The sequence below is a fragment of the Shewanella sp. GD03713 genome, assembly GCF_029843705.1.
Lineage (GTDB): Bacteria > Pseudomonadota > Gammaproteobacteria > Enterobacterales > Shewanellaceae > Shewanella.
In genome coordinates, this window is the sequence record NZ_JAOCIW010000001.1 from 2,902,676 (window position 1) to 2,923,829 (window position 21,154).

Genomic DNA, 21,154 nt, shown 5'->3' on the forward strand with positions numbered 1-21,154 from the left:
ACAATATTTTAAAGCTATGCTAACAAAAACAGAGGCGATATAGCCTCTGTTTTTATATCAAACTTATTATTTGAATAAGCTTATTTCAGCAATAAGGGCTGGATATCGATAAAGTTGGCGGCATGTTCCGCATCCGCTTGTGTAAGATGAGGAATGCAACCAAGGAATGGTGCTGTCATCATCTCTTTGAGCGATGCTAAGTTTTCATCGAACACGCTCATATTGGGATCGACACAGTTTGCCACCCAACCCGCAACGGTTAAACCATCGGCTATTATCGCCTCTTGGGTTAATAAGGCATGATTTAGGCAGCCAAGTTTCATCCCCACGACCAAGATCACCTCTAAATTAAGCTGCTGCACTAATTCCGATAAATAGCGTCCGTCCCCTAAGGGTAAACGCCAGCCGCCCGCACCTTCTATCAAGCAAAAATCAGCCTGTTCAAAGGCTTGTCTGTCGAGTTTTGCCAAAATCGCCTCTGGCGATATGTTAATCCCCTGCTGTTTTGCGGCTATATGCGGTGCGATGGCAGGCTCAAAACTCACTGGGTTGACCTTCTCATAGCTAAGCTTTAAAGATGAGGCCGACATCAGTTTCAACGCATCACTGTTACGTAAACCCAGCTCTGTGGTTTCACAACCCGAGGCCACAGGTTTTACCCCAAGGCTTAAGTATGCAGCGCCTGTACGAGCCGCTTCACGATTGAATGCGGTTAAAAGCGCCGTCGACACTAAGGTTTTACCGCTGTCGGTATCTGTTCCCGTTACAAAAAACATGATTTTTCCTTGTAAAGCTGTACCAATAACGCGCCAAGTCATGGCCTAGCGTCTTATACCGAGCCGCCTTGGCGACGTACACGAAATTGGGCAATTTGATAAGTTAAAGGCAGGCCTTGTGTTTCACGAAACTGCTCAGCACGTTGCTGTAAAGCCTGCCAATCGCGGCGGCCACGCAATTTGCTTAAGTGGGAGTGGGAGTGAGAGTCAGATGAAGACATATCACTCCCCTGCTCTTCAGGCATTGATGACTGTACAGATGATTGGGCAAAGGATTGTACCGATGCGCCCACACCTTTAATGGAATAGAGCAAGGTTTTAAGATCTTGAAAATAGACGGTCATTGGCACAAGTTGGACATCAAACAGTTGCCAATCAGAGGTATCAAAGGCCGCTTTTAAGCTTTCAAGGGAGAGAAAATCGTTCACCCTCAAACCAAGATGGGATAACTGCGCCAGACTGCCTTCGGCCACGATACTCAGATGCGCTTCTCCACCGGATTTTAAGACTCTAGCCATTTCACTGGTCGCAGCCGAAAAATCTTGGCACCACTGCAGGGCTAAATTGGAGTAAATACTATCGATACTGCCATCGGCAAAGGGTAATTGCTCAGCATTACCGCACACGCATAGGTAACTAGCAAAAGTCGCTTTAAGTTGTTGCAGCATCCCTAGGGCGATATCAAGGGCATAAACCCTCATCTCCTTGTTGCCCATTGCTAGGTTGGCGAAATCGGTTCCCGGCCCTGCGCCAATATCAAGAATTGCGCCCTTGGCAGCAAATCCCTGCAACAAACTCGCGCCGCTTAAACGCTGTAAACAGTTATGCTCTTGATAGTGCTTAGCAGCAGCAGAAAACCGATCGGCAATATGCTCGACCTGACTGGCAGATTGATGGGAATTAACACTCACGCCAAGCGGCATAGACATCACAGATTATTCTCACTTTAACATCAAACTGTTACTTATAAGCTTTTACGTTCAAGCTCTTATCATCAAGCTCTCAATACTCGAGCATTGAAGTGCCCTGCCATTCACCGGATATTCTGAATCAAACACTGGCTTACCGTTCAGGCCGCTCAGATACCCTCGGCAGTACGCACTCGGCCAGCACAGTGGCAATCCCATTGACGCAGCGCCGTATTGCAGCCTCGCTATGGGATGCACTTAAGGTAATGCGCAATCTTGCCGAGCCGACGGGCACTGTGGGTGGACGAATGGCGCCGACCCAAATGCCTAATGCTTTAAGCTTTTCCGCCACCAGCAAGGTTTGCGCCGCATCGCCAATTATCAAAGGTTGAATCGCAGTGTCGCTACCTAAGAGTGGAATGTCAGCATCTTGGCACAACTGCTTGAACAATAAGATATTGCTCTGCAATTTTTGCTTAAGCTCAGGATGGGCCTCTGCGTATTCAACAGCGGCCAAGGCAAGGGCCGCATTGGCGGGCGACAAGGCGGTGGAATAGATATATTCCCGCGCATTGCTTACGAGAAATTCAATCAACTGCCGACTCCCGAGGATCGCGGCTCCCTGACAACCTAACGCCTTACCAAAGGTCACTATCTGGATATCGATAAGGTTGGAAGCTAAAGTCGACTCAACTTGAGCACTCACAGCATCCACCACGCCAAAACCATGGGCATCATCGACAATTAACCAAGCCTTATGTGCTCGGCAAAGTGCGGATAACGCCGGAATCGGCGCGATATCGCCATCCATGCTGAACACACTCTCAGTGATCAAGGCTGAAACGGCGTTTTTCGCTAATAGGCGCTCGGCGCTATCGGTGGCGTTATGCAAAAAACGCTTAAAATCCGCACCGCTGTCGCGCAATCCATCGATAATCGATGCATGGACCAGTTTATCGGCCAGCACCACATCCTGCTTATCGAATAAGGTCTTACACAAGGTGGTATTGGCGCTAAACCCTGAGCTAAAGAGTAGTGCCGCCTCAAATCCCGTCATCTGGCACAGCTTAGTTTCTAGCGCCAAATGCGCCTCGCTGTAGCCCGTCACCAGCGGTGATGCGCCGCTACCAACGCCATATTGCTTAGCGCCAAGGTGCAGCGCCTCGGCCAATTCGGGAGCACGGGATAGCCCTAAGTAATCATTGCTGCTGAAGTTAAGATAGTGCCGATCCGCTAAGTCAAACTGAGGGCCATCCTCACTGAGTGCTGCCGCGCACGACAGTGCCTGACGCTGCCTAAGTAAGCCTTGCTCGGCTAACGCCTGCTGACGGGCGAGGATTTTTGCACCCAGTTTTGAAGTGAGTGGTGAACTCATTTTTTCTTACTCAACTTTTCTTGCTCAACTTGTCTTGCTCTGCATTTTACTTTGCTGATTTACTCGGAGTCTTAACTCTTTTTCGCTTAGCCTCTGGCATAACGACGGCTAAATGCTCGCAGAGTCTCACCGTCCGCATCCTCTTTGGGGCCAGCGCTTCGCCTTAACGAAGCGCAAGTCCAAAGAAGCGAGTTTTACTGAGGCGATAAGTCTTGGTTACAGCGCCGCCGCATCATAAAAAGGTGCCGAGGCTTTATCTTGGTGCGCTGCAGCTTTGGCTAAGACTGCTTGCTCATCATCGATAGTCGCGGCAGCGCCCTGCTCAGGACGTAAGCCCAGACGGCGGAACAGGCCCATATCATCACTTTCTTCAGGGTTTGGCGTCGTCAGTAACTTGCAGCCGTAGAAAATCGAGTTAGCGCCCGCAAAGAAACACATGGCCTGCAATTCGTCAGTCATGTTTTCACGGCCCGCGGATAAACGCACACGGGACTTAGGCATTAAAATACGCGCCACAGCGATGGTACGGACAAACTCTAGCGGATCTAAATCATCGAGTTTTTCGAAGGGGGTGCCCGCTACTTTGACCAGCATGTTAATGGGCACAGAATCAGGATGCTGAGGCAAATTCGCCAGTTGTTGCAATAAACCCGCTCGATCTGTGGCCTTTTCGCCCATACCAACAATACCGCCAGAGCAGACTTTCATGCCAGATGCACGTACGTGGCTTAAGGTATCTAAACGGTTTTGATAGGTACGGGTGGTGATCACATCGCCGTAGTATTCAGGCGAGGTATCTAAATTGTGGTTGTAATAATCAAGGCCGGCATCGGCCAGCTCATTGGCTTGCTCGGCGCTTAACATCCCTAAGGTCATACAGGTTTCCATGCCGAGGGCTTTCACCTCTTGCACCATTTGCTTGAGGTATGGCATGTCTTTATCTTTCGGGTTACGCCAAGCGGCGCCCATACAGAAACGTGAAGCGCCCGCAGCTTTAGCACTGCGCGCTTCGGTCAATACGGTTTCCATCGCTAAGAGACGCTCTTTTTCAAGGCCTGTGTCGTAACGCGCACTCTGCGGACAATATTTACAATCCTCAGGACAAGCACCGGTTTTGATCGACAATAAGCGGCTGATCTGCACTTCGTTAGGATCGTACACTTCACGGTGGATACTGTGTGCTTTAAATAATAAGTCATTCATCGGCAGCGCAAATAAGGCTTCGATTTCTTCCCGCTTCCAATCATGACGAACTTGCAACTGCGACATTGAACACCCTTTTATTTTTGTATTTTACCTTGGCTAGGATAACCTCAGCCCTTAAACTGTCAACGCCAACCAGTGATACAGGTTTACCACTGATTAACTTTCAATCAACACTGTGAGCTTTTATGCGCAATTTACTCGATTTTGATTTTGATAGCGCCCATATTTGGCATCCTTATACTTCCATGACCCGCGCACTTCCTGTTTTTGGGGTACACAGTGCCCAAGGCTGCGAGCTGGAATTGGTCGATGGCCGTAAGCTTATCGATGGCACCAGCTCATGGTGGGCCTGCGTACATGGTTATGGACACCCGGCGATATTAGCGGCGATGGAGCAGCAACTGCACCAACTCAGCCATGTCATGTTTGGCGGCATTACCCACAAGCCCGCCATTACACTCTGTAAAAAACTGCTGGCGATGACCTGCGAGCCCCTTACTAAAGTCTTTCTGTGCGACTCGGGCTCAATTGCCGTTGAAGTTGCCATCAAAATGGCGCTGCAATATTGGCAGGGGCAAGATTTGCCTTTAGCGCAAAAGGCCCAAAAACAGCGCATTCTCACGGTGAAAAAGGGATACCATGGCGATACCTTTGCCGCCATGAGTGTCTGCGATCCCGAAGGGGGCATGCATACCATGTTTGGCGAGGCCGTAACGAAACAATGTTTTGTCGACGCGCCGCAAACGCCCTTTGGAGAATCGTTACACCAAGACGATTTAGCACCCATGCAGCGTATATTGCGCGAGCAACATCAAGACATTGCTGCCGTGATTATCGAACCGATTATGCAGGGCGCAGGGGGCATGCGCTTCTACAGCAGCGAATATTTACGCGGCCTGCGTGCCCTGTGTGATGAATATAATGTGCTGCTTATCCTCGATGAAATTGCCACGGGTTTTGGCCGAACCGGTAAGTTATTTGCCTATGAACATGCCGACATCACGCCCGACATTCTCTGCCTAGGCAAAGCCTTAACGGGGGGTTATATCAGCCTTGCCGCCACCTTATGCACGGATAACGTCGCCCAAGGCATTAGCCAATCGCCCGCAGGTGTCTTTATGCATGGCCCGACATTTATGGGCAATCCCCTCGCCTGCGCTGCCGCCTGCGCAAGTTTAGATCTGATCAATCAACAGGAGTGGCCAGCGCAGGTTGCCGCCATCGAACAGCAAATGCAGCGCGAGCTTGCCGATGCCATCAATATTCCCAGCGTGAAAGAGGTGCGCGTGCTCGGCGCGGTCGGCGTGCTTGAAATGCACCAAGCGGTCAATACCGCGGCGCTGCAGCAGCAATTTGTCGACTTAGGCGTATGGGTTCGCCCCTTTGCCAACCTGATTTATATTATGCCGCCTTATGTGATAAGCCCCGAGCAGCTGACACAACTGACTCGGGCGATGAAGCAAGTGGCAGCGACGATTACGCCGCCACAGGCCGCTCAAACCGAGGCGCTTGCGAATGAAAGCATCACCATCAGTCACGGTTAAATGTGGCTAACACATTGGTCACTGAGCCTTTTTGACAAGACTTGAGATCAAGGCTCGCAGCGCCGCCGGTTTAATCATTTTCGCCATGTAGTGATAACCGCGGCGCTGCACATCCTCCACCAGTTCTTTACGAGTATTGGCGGTGATTAAAATCCCCGGTAACTCTTTGCCATAGAGCGCGCGGATCCCGTCCATCGCATCGACGCCGTTTTGGCCATCGTCCAAGTGGAAATCCGCTAACACTATGTCCGGCGCAACCCCTTTTAGGCCTAATTTTATTCGCGCATCGGACAAGTCTTTGGCGCATATCACCTCGCACTGCCAACGGCTGAGTAGACTCTCAAGCCCGGCTAAAATGGCTTCTTCGTTGTCGATACACAGAACTTTAATCCCTGACAAAGGTTGCAATAAGGATGGCAATGCTTTCACCTGCGGCTGACGCACGGTTTCCCCTAGGGGCACGCAGATAGAAAACACTGAGCCTCGACCCAATTGCGACGACACTTGGATCCCGTGATTCAGCACTCGGCTGATCCTATCGGCAATCGCCAGCCCGAGGCCGAGGCCGCTGACACTTTTACTACGTGGATTATTTAAGCGCTTAAACTCTTTGAAAATTTCGCGGGTTTCGTGCTCATCAATCCCGCAGCCCGTATCCAATACTTGGATCTCTAATTCACTGCCGCGATGGCGACAGCCAAACAGCACCCGTCCACCGCGGGCATAACGGTAAGCATTGGTTAAGAAGTTTTGCAACACGCGCCGCAGTAGCGAAGGATCGGAGTTAACCGTCGCGCTACAGGGGATCATCTTAAAGCGAATTTGATTGTCCGCCGCCATCGCCTCGAATTCGACCGACAGACCATTGAGCAGCTCGGATATGGCAAAATCGCGGCGATTAACTTCCACCATGCCGGAATCCAGCTTCGAAATATCCAATAAGTCGGTGAGTAACTCGCCAGCGGTTTTGAGCGAGCTATTCACATGAGATAAGGTGGTGCGCGCCTCACGGTCCAAATTAGGATACTGGGACAAAGATGCGGTAAACAATCTTGCCGCATTCAAGGGTTGCATTAAGTCGTGCCCTACCGCCGCTAAGAAACGACTCTTAGAAGCGTTCGCCATTTCTTCTTGCGCTTTGGCCTCAAGTAACTCACTGTTTAGCATGGCTAACTCGTAGGTTCGCTCTTTGACGCGCGATTCGAGGGTTTCATTGGCCTCAAGCAAAGCGCGCTCCTGCTCACGGTATTGAGTAATGTCGGTAAAGGTCATCACAAAGCCGCCATCGGGCATAGGATTACCTTGAATTTTAATCACTTTGCCGTCTTTACGTTGCCGCTCTGAGGTATGCGGCGTGCCATTGCGCATATGCTGCACGCGTTTTTCGACCTGCGACTCAATATCCCCCTCGCCGCAATATCCCCGCGCCGCGTTAAAGCGGATCACTTCGCCAATCGGCATGCCTTGCTGTAAAAATCCTTCAGGATATTGATACAGCTCGACGTATTTGTAGTTCCATGCCACCAAGTTGAGATCGCTGTCGATAACGCTCATCCCTTCATAGGCATGCTCGATAGCCCCGCGCAGCATATCTTGGCTGAGCATGATTTTGGATGAGGCTTCATCCACTAGGCTAAAGACTTCATCCAAGGCCAAGTCGCGCCCCTGTAAAACCGAGTCCATCACCAAGGAGGCACTGGAAGCGCCAAGCACACCGGCCAGTAAACGTTCGGTGTGGGCGATAAGCTCAGGTGTCGCAGCCTTGTGCCAGCTATCACTCTTAACCGCCTCGGTGGAGAATCGGCTAAAGCTTTCATAGGCGCGGGTTGGGCTAACAAAGCGGCTGGCTAAGATCAGCAAATCCTGCTGAGAGATAGGGCCATTTTTCTTATTGGCATTATTTTTAAGCTTACCCGGGCTGACAAAAGCGCTAGCCTGAATACGCTCGGCCACCCCTGCCCTAAACCAAATCGAGCCTAAGATATAGCAGGCAATATTGGCGAACAAGGCTGTGAGGGCATCGCGCACATTGGGGGTAATGGCATCTAACAGATCGATATTACTCGACAATAAGGTCGCCACATTTTGGCCATCATTCATGCCGCTTAGCATGATGTAAAACCACAGACCAAAACCCACACTCAAGCCTAAAAACACCCCGGCACGATTACCGTGTTTCCAATAGAGCCCGCCCACCAGCGCGGGAGCAAGCTGGGCAAACGCCCCGAAGGATAACATCCCAAGGTGCGATAGCGAGTCGCTGTCGGCGAGCGCCAGATAACTGCCATAACCCAAACCAAGGATGATAACGATGGCAAGGCGGCGCGCATTTAACAGCATCTGCGAAAACTGGCTGAAGTTTTTCTCACGGATATTGCCCGTGCGCAGCATCACTGGCACCAACCACTCGTTACTCACCATCACGCTTATCGTCACTACCGCCACAATCACCATGCCGGTTGCCGCAGATAAAGTGCCTAACAGCGCAATGACGGCAAGCAGTGGATGATCTAAGGCAAGCGGTAAATTGATCACATAAGTATCGGCGGCAACGCTATCACCGAGGATCACTTTACCCGCTAAAGCCAGTGGCCCAACGAATAAGCCAAATAAGGCCAAATACAGCGGGAATAACCAGCGCCCCTTGGACAACACCGATTCATCGGCACACTCCACCACCATCACGTGGAATTGCCGCGGCATACATAAAAATGCCGCCATGCCGACGAGCAGCTCAGGCATTAAGGCTTCGATTCGAGGATTTGGGTAATTAATTAATGCTTTTTCGCTCGCCTGCTGCCAGATATCACCAAAACCATCGAACACGCCAAAGCTAATCACAATCCCCACCAACAAAAATGCCGCCAGTTTGACTAACGATTCAAAGGCAATCGCCAGCATCATACCGGGGTTATGCTCGGTGGCGTCGAGCTTACGCGTCCCAAATAAAATGGCAAAAATCGCCAGCAACGCTGTGATAAGTAAAGGAATAGTAATGCCGTTTAAAGGATCGTCTGCTGGCTGAAACAAGTTAAGGCTAAACACCATCGCCTTAAGTTGCAGGGCAATGTAGGGCATGATGCCAAATAGCGCGATGAGGGTAACAATGGCCGCTAAGGTTTGTGACTTACCGTAACGGGCGGCGATAAAGTCGGCGACCGAGGTAATATTTTGCGCCTTAGACACGAGCACCATCTTGCGCAGCATGCCAAAACCTAAGGTGAAAATAATAATTGGGCCGATAAAAATTGGGATGAAGGACCAAAAATCATTAGCCGACTGCCCTACTGTGCCTAAGAAGCTCCAAGAAGAACAATAAACCGCCAGACTTAAGCCATAAATGCCGACCTGCAGCTTCTTGGTCACGCCGCTAAACCAACGCTCCGCGCCCCAGGCTAAAAGGAATAAAAGTGAGACATAACAAATAGCAATAACGGCGACGACTAAGGTTAGATTCATATTTTTGCTCTTTTTTCCATTATTGTGCGATAAATAATGGCTGAAATCTAGCCAGATTTTCGAGTGCAACAGCCTAAATATAAAGGAAATTTTAAAACTAGACCAAGGTCTAATGGAGTTGCCAGCCCCTTGCATACCATACTCAGACTACGCAATTTTTAGAAAGGGAAGCCCTATGAGCTCGCAGTCTCTCTACAAAGTCTCCGGCAATATCGCTGCCAATGCACTTGTAAATAACGATCAATATAAAAAAATGTACCAAGAGTCGATTGTCAATCCAGAGGGTTTCTGGAGAGAGCACGGCAAACGGATCGATTGGATAAAGCCATACACTAAAATCAAAAAAACCACTTTTGACGATCATAACTTATCGATTAACTGGTTCTACGACGGCACCCTTAACGCCTCAGCCAACTGCTTAGATCGCCATCTAGCAGAGCACAGCGACCGCGTTGCCATCATTTGGGAAGGCGATAACGCCAGCGAACAACGTAAAATCACCTACGGTGAGCTGCACACTCAAGTGTGTAAGTTTGCCAACGCCCTACGCAGCCAAGGCGTGCGTCGTGGCGATATTGTGACCATTTATATGCCAATGGTGCCAGAAGCGGCGGTGGCTATGCTGGCCTGTGCCCGCATCGGTGCCGTGCACTCGGTCGTCTTTGGTGGCTTCTCACCCGATTCGATCGCTTCACGGGTCATCGACGGTAAATCTAAAGTGGTTATCACCGCCGATGAAGGTATGCGTGGTGGCCGTGCGATCCCACTCAAGCGCAACATCGACGATGCGCTCAAGCATCCCGATGTCACCAGCGTTGAGAAGGTAATCGTACTTAAACGTACTGGCGGCAAGGTTGATTGGGTAGAAGGCCGCGATGTGTGGTGGCACTCTCTGGTTGAAACCGCATCCGAGCACTGCGCCATTGAAGAAATGGGCGCCGAAGATCCGCTCTTCTTACTTTATACCTCAGGCTCAACCGGTAATCCTAAGGGCGTATTGCACACCACTGGCGGTTATATGGTCTATGCCTCAATGACCCACGAGTATGTGTTCGATTACAAACCCGGTGAGATTTACTGGTGTACCGCAGATGTGGGTTGGATCACGGGTCATTCCTACATGGTGTACGGCCCACTGGCGAACGGTGCGACCGTGCTAATCCACGAAGGGATCCCTAATTACCCAAGCCCTGCGCGTTTAGGCGAGATGATTGACCGCCACAAGGTGAATATTCTCTACACCGCACCGACACTTATCCGTGCTTTGATGGCCGAAGGTAAACAGCATTTTGATAAGTACGATGGCAGCTCGCTGCGCATCATGGGCTCAGTGGGTGAACCTATCAACCCTGAAGCTTGGCGCTGGTACCACGAGGTCATCGGCCATGAACATTGCCCGATTGTCGATACCTGGTGGCAAACCGAAACCGGCGGCATCTTAATTACGCCATTACCCGGCGCAACCGATACCAAACCCGGCTCGGCAACTCGCCCTTTCTTTGGAGTACAACCGGCGCTCGTGGACAACATGGGTAACATTTTAGAAGGCGCAACCGAAGGTAACTTGGTACTGCTCGACTCATGGCCAGGCCAAATGCGTACCGTTTATGGCGACCATGAACGCTTCGTACTGACCTACTTCAAAACCTTCCGTGGCATGTACTTTACCGGTGACGGCGCGCGCCGCGATGAAGACGGTTACTACTGGATCACCGGCCGTGTGGACGATGTGATTAACGTCTCCGGCCACAGATTAGGTACCGCTGAAGTAGAAAGTGCACTGGTATCACACGAACTGGTCGCTGAAGCCGCTGTTGTGGGCTATCCCCATGATATTAAAGGCCAAGGTATTTACGCCTATGTGACCTTAACCCGCGGAACAGAAGAGAGTGAAGAACTTCGCCAAGAGCTGCGCCAATGGGTTCGCAAAGAAATTGGTGCCCTAGCCACACCGGATCTTATCCAGTGGGCAACAGGATTACCTAAGACCCGTTCAGGCAAAATCATGCGCCGCTTCCTGCGTAAGATTGCCGCGAACGAAGTGACCAACTTAGGTGATGCATCAACACTGGCCGATCCAGCCGTGATTGAGACCTTGATTGAAACTCGCTTGAATCGTAACGAGTAATCGTTATCCCGCGCTTAATCGTGATTTATCACGGTTAAGCGCTGCTTTAGCTCCTGTACGTTTGAACCTGACTCCATCGAGTACTGGTTCCTTTAAATGAAGCAAACCCTGTTGAGAAAGTGCCTGATTGCCCCTTTCTCTTAGTTGCCCCTCCAACCAAGGGGCATTTTTTTGGTTCTGTGTTAAGCTTGGCACCAAACTCAGTCGACCAAGAATATCTAATAGCGTGTCAGTTAATTCCAGCCCAAGCGTTACCCTCAGGGATTATCAGCAACAAGCCGTCGATGCCGCCATCGAGCATTTCAAAAAAAGCACCGATTCCGCCGTGTTAGTGCTACCAACGGGTGCAGGAAAAAGTATCGTTATTGCCGAGCTGGCCCGCATCGCCAGAGGACGAGTGCTGGTTTTAACCCATGTGAAGGAACTGGTTGCCCAAAACGCGCAAAAGGTCGGATTACTGACGACTGAGGCCAGCATTTACTCCGCTGGGTTAAATCAAAAATCGACTGACGGCAAAACCGTCGTGGCCAGTATCCAATCCGCCGCGCGCGCCTTAACTCAATTCGATGAGCCCTTCTCGCTGGTGATTATCGATGAGTGCCATAGAGTCAGCCTCGAAAAAACCAGCCAATACCAGCAGCTCTTAAGTCATTTACAAGAGCGTAATCCCAAGCTCAAATTATTAGGCCTCACAGCCACTCCCTATCGGCTCGGGACAGGTTGGATTTACAAACACCACTACCACGGCAAAGTCGGCTCGCCTGAACTTGGGATCTTCGAGCAGTGTATTTTCGAGCTCCCCATCCGTCCGCTGATTAAACAAGGCTATTTAACCGCGCCCACTTTATTTGATGGTTTAAGCGCCCAATATGACTTCAGCCAAATCAAGCCCAATGACAATGGCGAATATCCCGAAACCCAAGTCAATGCGCTGCTGAACCACGCTGGACGCGCGACAACGGCGATTGTGAAGCAACTGATTGAACTGAGTCACCATCGCCAAGGGATCATTATTTTTGCGGCAACAGTGCGCCATGCTGAGGAAATTGTCAGCCAGCTTAACAAGGAGCACGGCGAGCAAACGGCAATCGTCACGGCGCAAACGCCAGATAACGAACGTGATGAACTTATCGAGCGCTTTAAAGCGAGGGAGCTTAAGTTCCTTGTCAACGTCGCGGTATTGACCACCGGATTCGATGCGCCCCATGTCGATTTGATTGCGATTTTACGCCCCACCGCATCGGTGAGTTTGTTTCAGCAAATGATTGGCCGCGGTCTTAGGATCTGTGAAGGTAAAAAAGATTGTTTAGTGATTGATTACGCTGCCAATGGCTATGATTTGTATTTTCCAGAAGTAGGTCAAGCCAAACCCAATAGCAAGTCGGTTCCGGTACAAGTGCACTGCCCTGTCTGCCAGTTTGCCAATATCTTTTGGGGATTAACCGGCAATGATGGCGATATTATCGAACACTTTGGCCGTCGCTGTCAGGGCATAGTCGAGCATCATGGGCAAAAGCAGCAATGTGACTTTCGATTTAGATCTAAATCCTGTCCAGATTGCGGACAAGAGAACGACATAGCAGCGCGTATTTGCCAGCATTGCCAGTCGACCTTAATCGACCCCGATAAACGTCTTAAGCAAGTATTGAATAAACAACACCATCATCTGTTCCGCTGCCAGCATATGACGTTAATGGATGATGCGGGCGATCTTAAGGTGCAATATCTGGACATTGAGGGAAATGAGTTTAATCGACGCTTTAAACTGCAAACGCCCGCCCAATGGCGTGCCTTGTATGCGCTATTTATTTTCCCCCATAGTCGCACGCTGGGCCTAAAACCTAAGCAATACAAAAAAGTGTCTGAGCTCATTGCCGATAGTGCCTCCTTTCGGATGCCAGATCTGTTACTGCTGAAAAAGCATAAAAAAGGCTGGGATCTGCTCGAAAGCTATTTCGATTACCAAGGGCGCTATCAAACTGAAAATAAACACATCTGACATTATCAATTCGGTTAGCGCTATGGTATAAAACGCTTAAAGTAATCCTAAGGAGCTATTATGTACGTTGTTATTTTTGGCCGTCCTGGCTGTCCTTATTGCGTGCGAGCAGTACAACTGTCAGAGCAACTCGTTGAAAAACGTGATGACTTTAAATTTAGATACGTGGATATTCACGCCGAAGGGATTTCTAAAGCGGATCTCGAGAAGACTGTCGGCAAGCCAGTCGAAACTGTGCCACAGATTTTCGTTGATGAAAAACACGTAGGTGGTTGCACCGATTTCGAACAATATGTTCGCGATAACAATCTGTTAGGTTAATCCTAATGTGATGTAAAAGGAGACCTGAGGTCTCCTTTTTATTTATCTCTATAAAACCTTAGAGCACATACTTCGCCGAGAAGATGATCCGGCTTAAATCACCATCATCACCATTCTCTTTACTATTCTGGGCATACATATATTCCACCCCAAAGGTCAGTGGTTTGCTAGGGGAATACAACAGGTTGATATAGCCAGAATAAGCATCCTTATTCACCCCTGTGCCCGTTAAGGCCACATCATTATCTGCTTGCATGCCTGAGAATGTCACACTGGTGCGCCACTGTTCGTTCCACCAATGACGGTAAGACACAAAGCCGCCGAAGGTACGAATGGATTCAATATCGCCGCTCGCATCTAACACGCCGGCATTAATATAGTTAAGCGCCATATAACGCCCTAAACCGTCACCATAGGTTGCGGTAAAGCGCAGATCATCTTTACCAATTGGAATAATCCCCGCCACACTGGCGCCGTAACCGAAGCTCGAACTATCGATTTGAGTCGTACCGATTTTGGTTTCTAAATTGAGTTGCCGAGCAATACCTGCAAACGAGAATGAAGCGCCGCCGTCCGTCTTGAGATTGTATCGAGCCACCACATCAGGCACGACACCATTTCCGCTGGTGATGCGTGCACCACCTTGGTTCGGTGTTACCGTTGTTTCAGGGTTTTCTATCGCAAATTGGAAATTACCATGGGTATAACGCAGTAAGGATTGGCGCACAAAGGGCGTACCATCTGCGGCACCCACAAAGTCGAGGTTTTCGGGCAAGGCCGCAGGGTTTTGGAATGTGGTCCAGGTTTGACCTACGGTCCAATTATCATAGGACACATAGGCATGGCGGATACGTGGTGAATAGCTGTTAGACACCCGCTCATTGCCATCTGTGTGGGTCATAAAATCCAGCTCAATAAAGCCCGATAAGCTATGGCCATCAAGATCCGTTACCGCCTTAAAATTGAATCGCGTCTCACGGGCTTGGAAATCCACCACTTGGTTACCATTGCCTTCTTTACCGTAAATGGTACCCGGAACATAAAACTGACGGGATAAATCCCCTGAATCAGGCGCCCCATTGCCATAATCACTGAACATTACATCAGCCTTGATATAGCCACCAAATTCAACGTCAGTATTTTTTAAAGAAGCCGCATTGGCAGAGCCCATAAATGCCAATAAGGTTGCAGAGTAAAGCAAGCTAAGTTTTGCTTGTTTCATTTTATGTTTCCCCAGTTGTTATTATTTGTCCGCAGCCAATATGGACAATTTAACAAGCGAGCAACATTGGCAATAAGTCTATGAGACAAAAGTAGAAAATGCTAAAAATAAAGCGAAAATGCTTTGTGATTACAGGCTGAGGAAGAGTTTACTAGGGAATTTAAGAGTGGTGGGTCGTGAAGGATTCGAACCTTCGACCAATTGGTTAAAAGCCAACTGCTCTACCGACTGAGCTAACGACCCATCTAAGGACTCTGAATTTTACACTGTCAGAAAAGTGCTGAATCGTGAAGGATTTAAACCATTCGACTGATTGGTTAAAAGCCAACTGCCCTAGCTTTATAAAATAAGCGACTGAGCTAACGACCCATTTGTTTTTGCACTGATTTATTCACTTTCAGTAAAGTGGTGGGTCGTGAAGGATTCGAACCTTCGACCAATTGGTTAAAAGCCAACTGCTCTACCGACTGAGCTAACGACCCATCTAAGGATTCTGAATTTTACACTGTCAGAAAAGTGGTGGGTCGTGAAGGATTCGAACCTTCGACCAATTGGTTAAAAGCCAACTGCTCTACCGACTGAGCTAACGACCCATCTTATTTACAACACTTCAAATACCGCTAACTTATTCTATTTACTAGAGTAAGTGGTGGGTCGTGAAGGATTCGAACCTTCGACCAATTGGTTAAAAGCCAACTGCTCTACCGACTGAGCTAACGACCCATTTACTGGTATTTTGCGCCCCGAACGACCTCGCCGTTCCGAGGGCGCCTATAATACCTTTTTCATTTTCCCATGCAAGCGTAAATTCCCAATTTTTTGTCGTTTGCATGAAAAACAGACTAAGAGTATGTTTTTTAGTTAATTATGCTTTAATTGCAGCCAATTGTTGTTGGGCAATGCGTGCTGCAGCGCTGTTGGCGTAGTCTTTTACCACTTGTTGGTAGTATTGAGTCGCACCGGCTTTATCACCGGTTTTCTCTGCGATCATGCCAAGCTTCACTAAACTGTCACCACGTTTGTTGGAATCACTAAAACGGGTCACGACGGTATTGAAGGCTTGTTTGGCTTCAGCAAATTCACTCTTGTTAAACAGTAACTGTCCTAACCAATAGTTGGCATTGGCAGCATAAACTGAATCCGGATACTGTTTAATGAAGGCGCGAAACGCTGGGATAGCATCGTCATACTTGCGCTCTTTCAGCACTAAGTTCACCGCACCTTCGTAGCTGGCCGTTTCACTTAAGCTACTGGCGGCGGCATTAGCGGTTGCTGCGGCAGCAGCGGGCGTTGCAGGGGTAGAAGCAGCTGGCGCGGCAGCGGCTTTGGAGGATAAATTGGCAATTTCATCGTAAAGCTGACGCTGACGTTGTTGCATCTGCTCTATTTGATAATTCTGTTGTTCGGTCAAACCACGTAAGTCGAGAACTTCTTGCTGCAAAGTATCCAGACGGCGCTGCATATCAATTTCGCTTTGTTGTCTCGATTTTACAATGCGCTCTAAACGAGCAAGTCTGTCATCACCTGAACCACCAGCAATATCTTCAACAGGAGCAGGAGCTGCCACTGCAGCTCCTGCGCCGAAGAACATTGCCGTAATTAAGACGGCACGTTTCATCTAGTTACTCTCCGTAATTCAATCTTAGTAAACTAAAACTGCACGACGGTTTTTAGCAAAACCTTCATCGGTACGAGTGAAGTCAAGTGGCTTCTCTTCGCCATAGCTTACGATGCTCATTTGGCTAGGTTGTACACCCATGCCTTGTAAGTATTTAGCAACAGCTTTAGCACGACGCTCACCCAGTGCGATGTTGTATTCTGGTGTGCCACGCTCATCGGCATGACCTTCAATCAATACGCGTACGCTTGGGTGCTCAACTAAATAAGTACCGTGTGCTTCGAGTACAGCGGCATATTCAGTTTGAACTTCACTGCGGTCGAAATCGAAGTAAATGATGTGTTCTTTTCTCAACTGCTCGAGTTGCTGACGTTGTTGCTCTTCAGGTGACAACATTCCACCAATACCGCCAGTTTGAACGCCACCACCATTCAGTTCGCTACCAGAACCGCTTGTAGAGCCCATTGCATCAGTTTCTGATTCAGAAGTTGAGCTACACGCACTAATAGCCATAATTGGAAGTGCTACCAACATAGCTTTTAACAACTTGTTCAGATCCATTATCTGTTCCTTATAAAATTAAATGTGAATAAATCTAGCTAATACATTAGAGAAACGGAGACCAAGAAGGTGATTTTACCTCGCCCTGACCTACCGGTAATCTCGCTTTAAAGCGTCCGTCCGTAGAAACAGCTGCTAAAACTTGCTTGCCTTGATACGTAGTGCCATAAATCACCATAGTACCATTAGGGGCCACACTTGGAGATTCGTCCAAACGTGTCGATGTCAGCACCTGCATAAAGCGCGTACTTAAATCCATACGTGCAATATTAAATTTACCGTTTGTGCGATTCACAAAAATCATGCTGCGACCATCAGGGGTAATTGAACCACCTAAATTCCATTCACCTTCAAAGGTTTCACGGGTCACTTTGCCTGAATTTAAATCTACACGATATAACTGTGGTCTACCACCGCGCTCGGAGGTAAACAACAATGACTTGCCATCGGGATACCAAGATGGCTCAGTATCGATGGAATAGTGGTTGGTAATACGTTTTGCAGCCTTTGTGGCGATATCGATAACGTAAATCTCAGGTTGACCATCCTTTGAGAGGGTCACAGCTAAGGATTTACCATCGGGCGAGAATGTCGGTGCACCGTTAATGCCAGGGAAGCTACTCACCTTAGTACGTACTTGGGTGTAAAGATCCTGAACAAAAATCTCAGCCTTTTTGTTTTCAAAGCTGACATAAGCTAAACGACGGCCATCGGGTGACCAAGAAGGAGACATCAGCGGCTCTGGAGAGCGCAGCAACATCTGCTCGTTGTAACCGTCATAGTCGGCGATCATCAGTGAATAAGCCGCTTTCTGGCTGTGGTTAACCACCACGTAGGAAATACGGGTTAAGAAAGCACCACGAATACCCGTCAGCTTCTCATAGACGATATCGCTGATACGGTGGCCATATTGACGGAACTGCGCCGCAGAAATCACCGTTTGGCGACTATCCATCAAAAACTCTGTCGCACTGGTAGGCCCTTTTAGCGCTTGGTTTTGCGCTTTAACCAAATCGATAAGGTCAAAGCTCACCAAAAACTGATCTGTGCCATAGGGTTTTACCGATCCTACAACAACGGCTTCGGCACCCACATTGGCCCACGCACTCGCGTCAAACTGGGCTAAAGCACCGATACCACGTTGTGGTAACCCTAATTCATCTAATGGTTTGAAGGTACCGCTACGTATTAAATCTGACATCACCACATCGGCGATCGCCTGAGGTGGTGCACCCGCTCCTTGCCATTGGAATGGCATCACTGCGATTGGACGCGCCGCATCCACACCCTCAGTGATCACAATATCCAGCGCCGCTTTTGCCGGCATAGTGCAAAGCAGAACCGCCAATGCTAACCATTTTGCCAAAATTTTCATGGGACTCCTTTAATTAAACGTTGGTTCAACGATTAAGTTAATTTCTTTCATCAAGTTATAAACCGCAGGATCCGGAGACACTGGTAACTTGCCCGCTTTTAAGATCGCCGCTTTTGCTGCACGGCAAACGTTAGGATCGCCACCCTGTGTCTGACTGCTGATCACAAAACCATCGTTGGCTAAACGCACAGAAACAGTACAGGTTTTACCACGCATCGACTCGTCAACCACCAGGTTGCGTTGAATCGTCGATTTAATCATCGCGGTGTATTTACCCACTTCCGTCTGCATTTGCTTATTCATGGTTTGCGATAATGCAGCCTGTTCGGCGGCTAACGCATCAGCCATTTCCTGCTCTTGCTGGGCACGCGCTTTAGCTTCTGCATCCGCTTTTGCCTTAGCTTCGGCTTTTGCTTTCGCTTCAGCATCTGCCTTGGCTTTTGCCTCCGCTTTGGCCTTAGCGTCTGCCTCTGCTTTCGCCTTGGCTTCGGCTTCCTTCTGCTTACGGTCTGCCTCGGCTTTCGCGGCTGCGGCCTCTTCTACTTTGCGTTTTTCCGCCGCTTTTTGAGCTGCATCTTCAGCAAGTTTACGTTCTTGCTCCTTCTGCTTGCGGTCGGCTTCAGCTTTCTGCGCTTTTTCCTTTTCCTGCTGCTGCTTCACCTGCGCGGCTTTCGCGGCATCATTGGCCTTTTGGGTCTCAATTTCCTGCTGCTTACGTTCTTCCGCCAGTTTCTTCAACTGTGCTTGTTCACGCTCACGGGCTTGCTTTGCTTCCTGTGCTTTGCGTTCAAGTTCGGCTTGGCGCTCACGTTCGCGGCGCTCAGCATCGCGCTTTTCCTGCTTAAGCTTTTCAACTTGATTAGCCACTTTTTGCTGATCAACCATAACAGCTTTTACTGCAGGGGCGCTAACTTGTTGCACAGGTTCAGGTTTATGGGTGAAATCTATGCCAATGGCCAGAATAATTATCACGCCAATATGAATACCTGCTGAAATTGACAGAGGTAATGCAACATTTGAATTATCCGCCACCTATTTCTCCTTGGGTGAATCCGTCATCAAACCGACTGAGGGAACGCCTGCTTGCTGCAGGGTCACCATCAATTGGATCACGTTATCGTAAGGAATATTTCTATCGGCTTTCACCACCACTGGGCGTTCAGGCTCTGTCACCATGATCGCCGCGACGGCGGTGGCTAACTCATCCAATTCCATCTCTTCGTTATTAGAACCGCCCTGATTGAGGAAATAAGCACCGTCAGCATCGATAGACGCGACCACTGGCGGCTTACTGTCCGCTGGCAGAACCTCGGCCGCCCCTTGAGGCAGCTCCACTTTCACCCCTTGGGTCACAATCGGCGCTGTTACCATAAAAATAATCAGCAGCACGAGCATGACGTCGATATAAGGCACCACGTTGATTTCGGCAACGGGGCGACGACGTTTACGCTGATAACCGACTTGCATTATACGCCTTCCTTCTCACTGTATGCTTGGCGATGCAGGATGCTAGAAAACTCTTCCATAAAGTTAGCGTAACCGATTTCCAGCTTTTCAACTTGAGTCGCAAAACGGTTATAAGCGATAACGGCTGGAATGGCCGCAAACAGACCCATTGCGGTTGCAATCAGTGCTTCTGCAATACCTGGCGCCACCATGGCGAGCGTCGCGTTTTCCATTGAGCCGATAGCGATAAATGAATTCATAATACCCCATACCGTACCAAACAAACCGATATAAGGGCTAGTCGAACCAATAGTTGCCAATAAAGGTAAGTTGGCTTCTAACTTTTCTAATTCACGAGATAAGGTGACGCGCATGGCACGTGAAGTCCCATCCATCACCGCATCGGGCACTTTGTTATTTAATTTATTTAGACGTGAATATTCTTTAAAACCCGTCACAAATAATGACTCTAAGCCAGTATTATCTGGACGAGCCGATAATTCTTTATACAGACGATTTAAATCAACGCCTGACCAAAATTTATCTTCAAATTTTGCCGATTTACTTTTTGCAGATGTCAATAAGCTACGGCGTTGTAAAATCACCGTCCAAGACATTACAGACAAGCAAAGTAAAGTGAACATCACAAATTTCACTAATAAACTGGCTTGTAAAAATAACCCAACAATCGACATATCAGCTTGCACTGTCAAACTCCTGCACAATATTTAAGGGAATAGCTCGGGGACGCATTCGTGATAAGGCAACACAGGCCACTAGCACTGTACCTTCACAATAACAGTCTCCCAGATGATCAACCAAACGTTGATGAAATACCAACGAGGCCTTTTTCAACTCTATGACCTTAGTTTCTACAATAAGGTTCTGTTCAAAACGCGCGGCTTTTTTAAAATCCAATTCCGCCCGCTTAACCACAAACGCCGTATCATCGGCTAACAGTGCAGTCTGGCTTACGCCTAAGGCTCTTAACCACTCGGTTCGCGCCCGCTCAAAAAAATTGAGATAGTTCGAATGATAGACAACGCCGCCTGCGTCGGTGTCTTCGTAATAGACTGAAATGGGCCAATTAAACGTCATTTGAAATCAGCAAATTTTGGTTGAAAAATTGACGCTTACTATACCTAGGGAAACAAGACTTGTGAATGACCCGACGAAGATATAGATAGGGATAGCGCGGGTTTCAGCGCAATTGAGG

At 48.8% G+C, this 21,154-nt stretch carries 17 protein-coding genes and 5 tRNA genes; 4 read left to right on the forward strand and 18 right to left on the reverse strand.

From position 1 onward, the window contains the following. Positions 1–80: 80 nt before the first annotated feature. The 4 genes from bioD to bioB all read right to left on the reverse strand — a co-directional run bounded on the left by bioD (position 81) and on the right by bioB (position 4,328). Positions 81–776 carry a dethiobiotin synthase gene (bioD, locus tag N5E87_RS12850; RefSeq protein ID WP_086902140.1) on the reverse strand — a complete coding sequence of 232 codons (696 nt, stop codon included), beginning with the start codon at positions 774–776 and terminating at the stop codon, positions 81–83. Between the two features lie 53 nt (positions 777–829). Beyond that, complete coding sequence (gene bioC, locus N5E87_RS12855) at positions 830–1,705, reverse strand: malonyl-ACP O-methyltransferase BioC (protein WP_086902141.1); 876 nt, start codon at positions 1,703–1,705, stop codon at positions 830–832. A 133-nt stretch (positions 1,706–1,838) separates the two neighbouring features. Continuing rightward, the gene (locus N5E87_RS12860) at positions 1,839–3,059 is read right to left on the reverse strand and encodes an 8-amino-7-oxononanoate synthase (RefSeq protein WP_126511523.1); all 1,221 of its coding nucleotides are present in this window, start codon (positions 3,057–3,059) and stop codon (positions 1,839–1,841) included. A gap of 216 nt (positions 3,060–3,275) precedes the next feature. Further along, positions 3,276–4,328 (reverse strand): biotin synthase BioB, encoded by a 1,053-nt coding sequence (gene bioB, locus N5E87_RS12865; protein ID WP_011623120.1) that lies wholly within the window; start codon positions 4,326–4,328, stop codon positions 3,276–3,278. 122 nt (positions 4,329–4,450) lie between these two features. On the opposite strand from bioB, the gene bioA reads away from it, so the two are divergent. Further along, on the forward strand, positions 4,451–5,809 hold the full coding sequence (bioA, locus tag N5E87_RS12870) for an adenosylmethionine--8-amino-7-oxononanoate transaminase (RefSeq protein ID WP_279775355.1): 1,359 nt from the start codon (positions 4,451–4,453) through the stop codon (positions 5,807–5,809). Between the two features lie 18 nt (positions 5,810–5,827). On the opposite strand, the gene N5E87_RS12875 is transcribed toward bioA, so the two are convergent. Beyond that, positions 5,828–9,268 (reverse strand): NahK/ErcS family hybrid sensor histidine kinase/response regulator, encoded by a 3,441-nt coding sequence (locus N5E87_RS12875; RefSeq protein ID WP_126511525.1) that lies wholly within the window; start codon positions 9,266–9,268, stop codon positions 5,828–5,830. Between the two features lie 175 nt (positions 9,269–9,443). Between N5E87_RS12875 and acs the strand changes: the two genes are divergently transcribed. The 3 genes from acs (at position 9,444) to N5E87_RS12890 (ending at position 13,716) form a co-directional block, all read left to right on the forward strand. Next, on the forward strand, positions 9,444–11,396 hold the full coding sequence (gene acs / locus N5E87_RS12880; RefSeq protein WP_086902146.1) for an acetate--CoA ligase: 1,953 nt from the start codon (positions 9,444–9,446) through the stop codon (positions 11,394–11,396). 226 nt (positions 11,397–11,622) lie between these two features. Further along, on the forward strand, positions 11,623–13,395 hold the full coding sequence (locus N5E87_RS12885) for a DEAD/DEAH box helicase (RefSeq protein ID WP_086902147.1): 1,773 nt from the start codon (positions 11,623–11,625) through the stop codon (positions 13,393–13,395). Positions 13,396–13,455: 60 nt separating this feature from the next. Continuing rightward, the gene (locus tag N5E87_RS12890) at positions 13,456–13,716 is read left to right on the forward strand and encodes a GrxA family glutaredoxin (protein WP_011072684.1); all 261 of its coding nucleotides are present in this window, start codon (positions 13,456–13,458) and stop codon (positions 13,714–13,716) included. Between the two features lie 58 nt (positions 13,717–13,774). On the opposite strand, the gene N5E87_RS12895 is transcribed toward N5E87_RS12890, so the two are convergent. The 13 genes from N5E87_RS12895 to ybgC form a co-directional block, all read right to left on the reverse strand. Next, positions 13,775–14,938, reverse strand: coding sequence for a DcaP family trimeric outer membrane transporter (locus tag N5E87_RS12895; protein ID WP_086902148.1), 1,164 nt, complete (start codon positions 14,936–14,938; stop codon positions 13,775–13,777). Between the two features lie 167 nt (positions 14,939–15,105). Next, positions 15,106–15,181: transfer RNA gene (locus N5E87_RS12900), tRNA-Lys, on the reverse strand. Positions 15,182–15,219: 38 nt separating this feature from the next. Beyond that, positions 15,220–15,307: transfer RNA gene (locus tag N5E87_RS12905), tRNA-Lys, on the reverse strand. Between the two features lie 37 nt (positions 15,308–15,344). Next, positions 15,345–15,420, reverse strand: a tRNA-Lys gene (locus N5E87_RS12910). 35 nt (positions 15,421–15,455) lie between these two features. After that, positions 15,456–15,531: transfer RNA gene (locus N5E87_RS12915), tRNA-Lys, on the reverse strand. Between the two features lie 54 nt (positions 15,532–15,585). Beyond that, positions 15,586–15,661, reverse strand: a tRNA-Lys gene (locus N5E87_RS12920). A gap of 142 nt (positions 15,662–15,803) precedes the next feature. After that, positions 15,804–16,556, reverse strand: a complete 753-nt coding sequence (ybgF, locus tag N5E87_RS12925; protein WP_055648393.1) for a tol-pal system protein YbgF — start codon at positions 16,554–16,556, stop codon at positions 15,804–15,806. Positions 16,557–16,580: 24 nt separating this feature from the next. Beyond that, positions 16,581–17,117, reverse strand: coding sequence for a peptidoglycan-associated lipoprotein Pal (gene pal / locus N5E87_RS12930; RefSeq protein ID WP_086904822.1), 537 nt, complete (start codon positions 17,115–17,117; stop codon positions 16,581–16,583). Positions 17,118–17,163: 46 nt separating this feature from the next. Beyond that, on the reverse strand, positions 17,164–18,492 hold the full coding sequence (tolB, locus tag N5E87_RS12935) for a Tol-Pal system beta propeller repeat protein TolB (RefSeq protein WP_011623128.1): 1,329 nt from the start codon (positions 18,490–18,492) through the stop codon (positions 17,164–17,166). Between the two features lie 9 nt (positions 18,493–18,501). Next, entirely contained in the window at positions 18,502–19,524 is a 1,023-nt protein-coding gene (tolA, locus tag N5E87_RS12940) for a cell envelope integrity protein TolA (protein WP_011717445.1), read from the reverse strand. Further along, positions 19,525–19,959, reverse strand: a complete 435-nt coding sequence (gene tolR / locus N5E87_RS12945; RefSeq protein ID WP_011623130.1) for a protein TolR — start codon at positions 19,957–19,959, stop codon at positions 19,525–19,527. It lies immediately after the preceding gene. Next, complete coding sequence (gene tolQ / locus N5E87_RS12950; RefSeq protein ID WP_011623131.1) at positions 19,959–20,645, reverse strand: protein TolQ; 687 nt, start codon at positions 20,643–20,645, stop codon at positions 19,959–19,961. The genes tolR and tolQ overlap by 1 nt, the downstream gene beginning before the upstream one ends. After that, positions 20,635–21,036, reverse strand: coding sequence for a tol-pal system-associated acyl-CoA thioesterase (gene ybgC, locus N5E87_RS12955; RefSeq protein ID WP_086904823.1), 402 nt, complete (start codon positions 21,034–21,036; stop codon positions 20,635–20,637). Before ybgC ends, tolQ begins: the two co-directional genes overlap by 11 nt. Positions 21,037–21,154 lie beyond the last annotated feature (118 nt).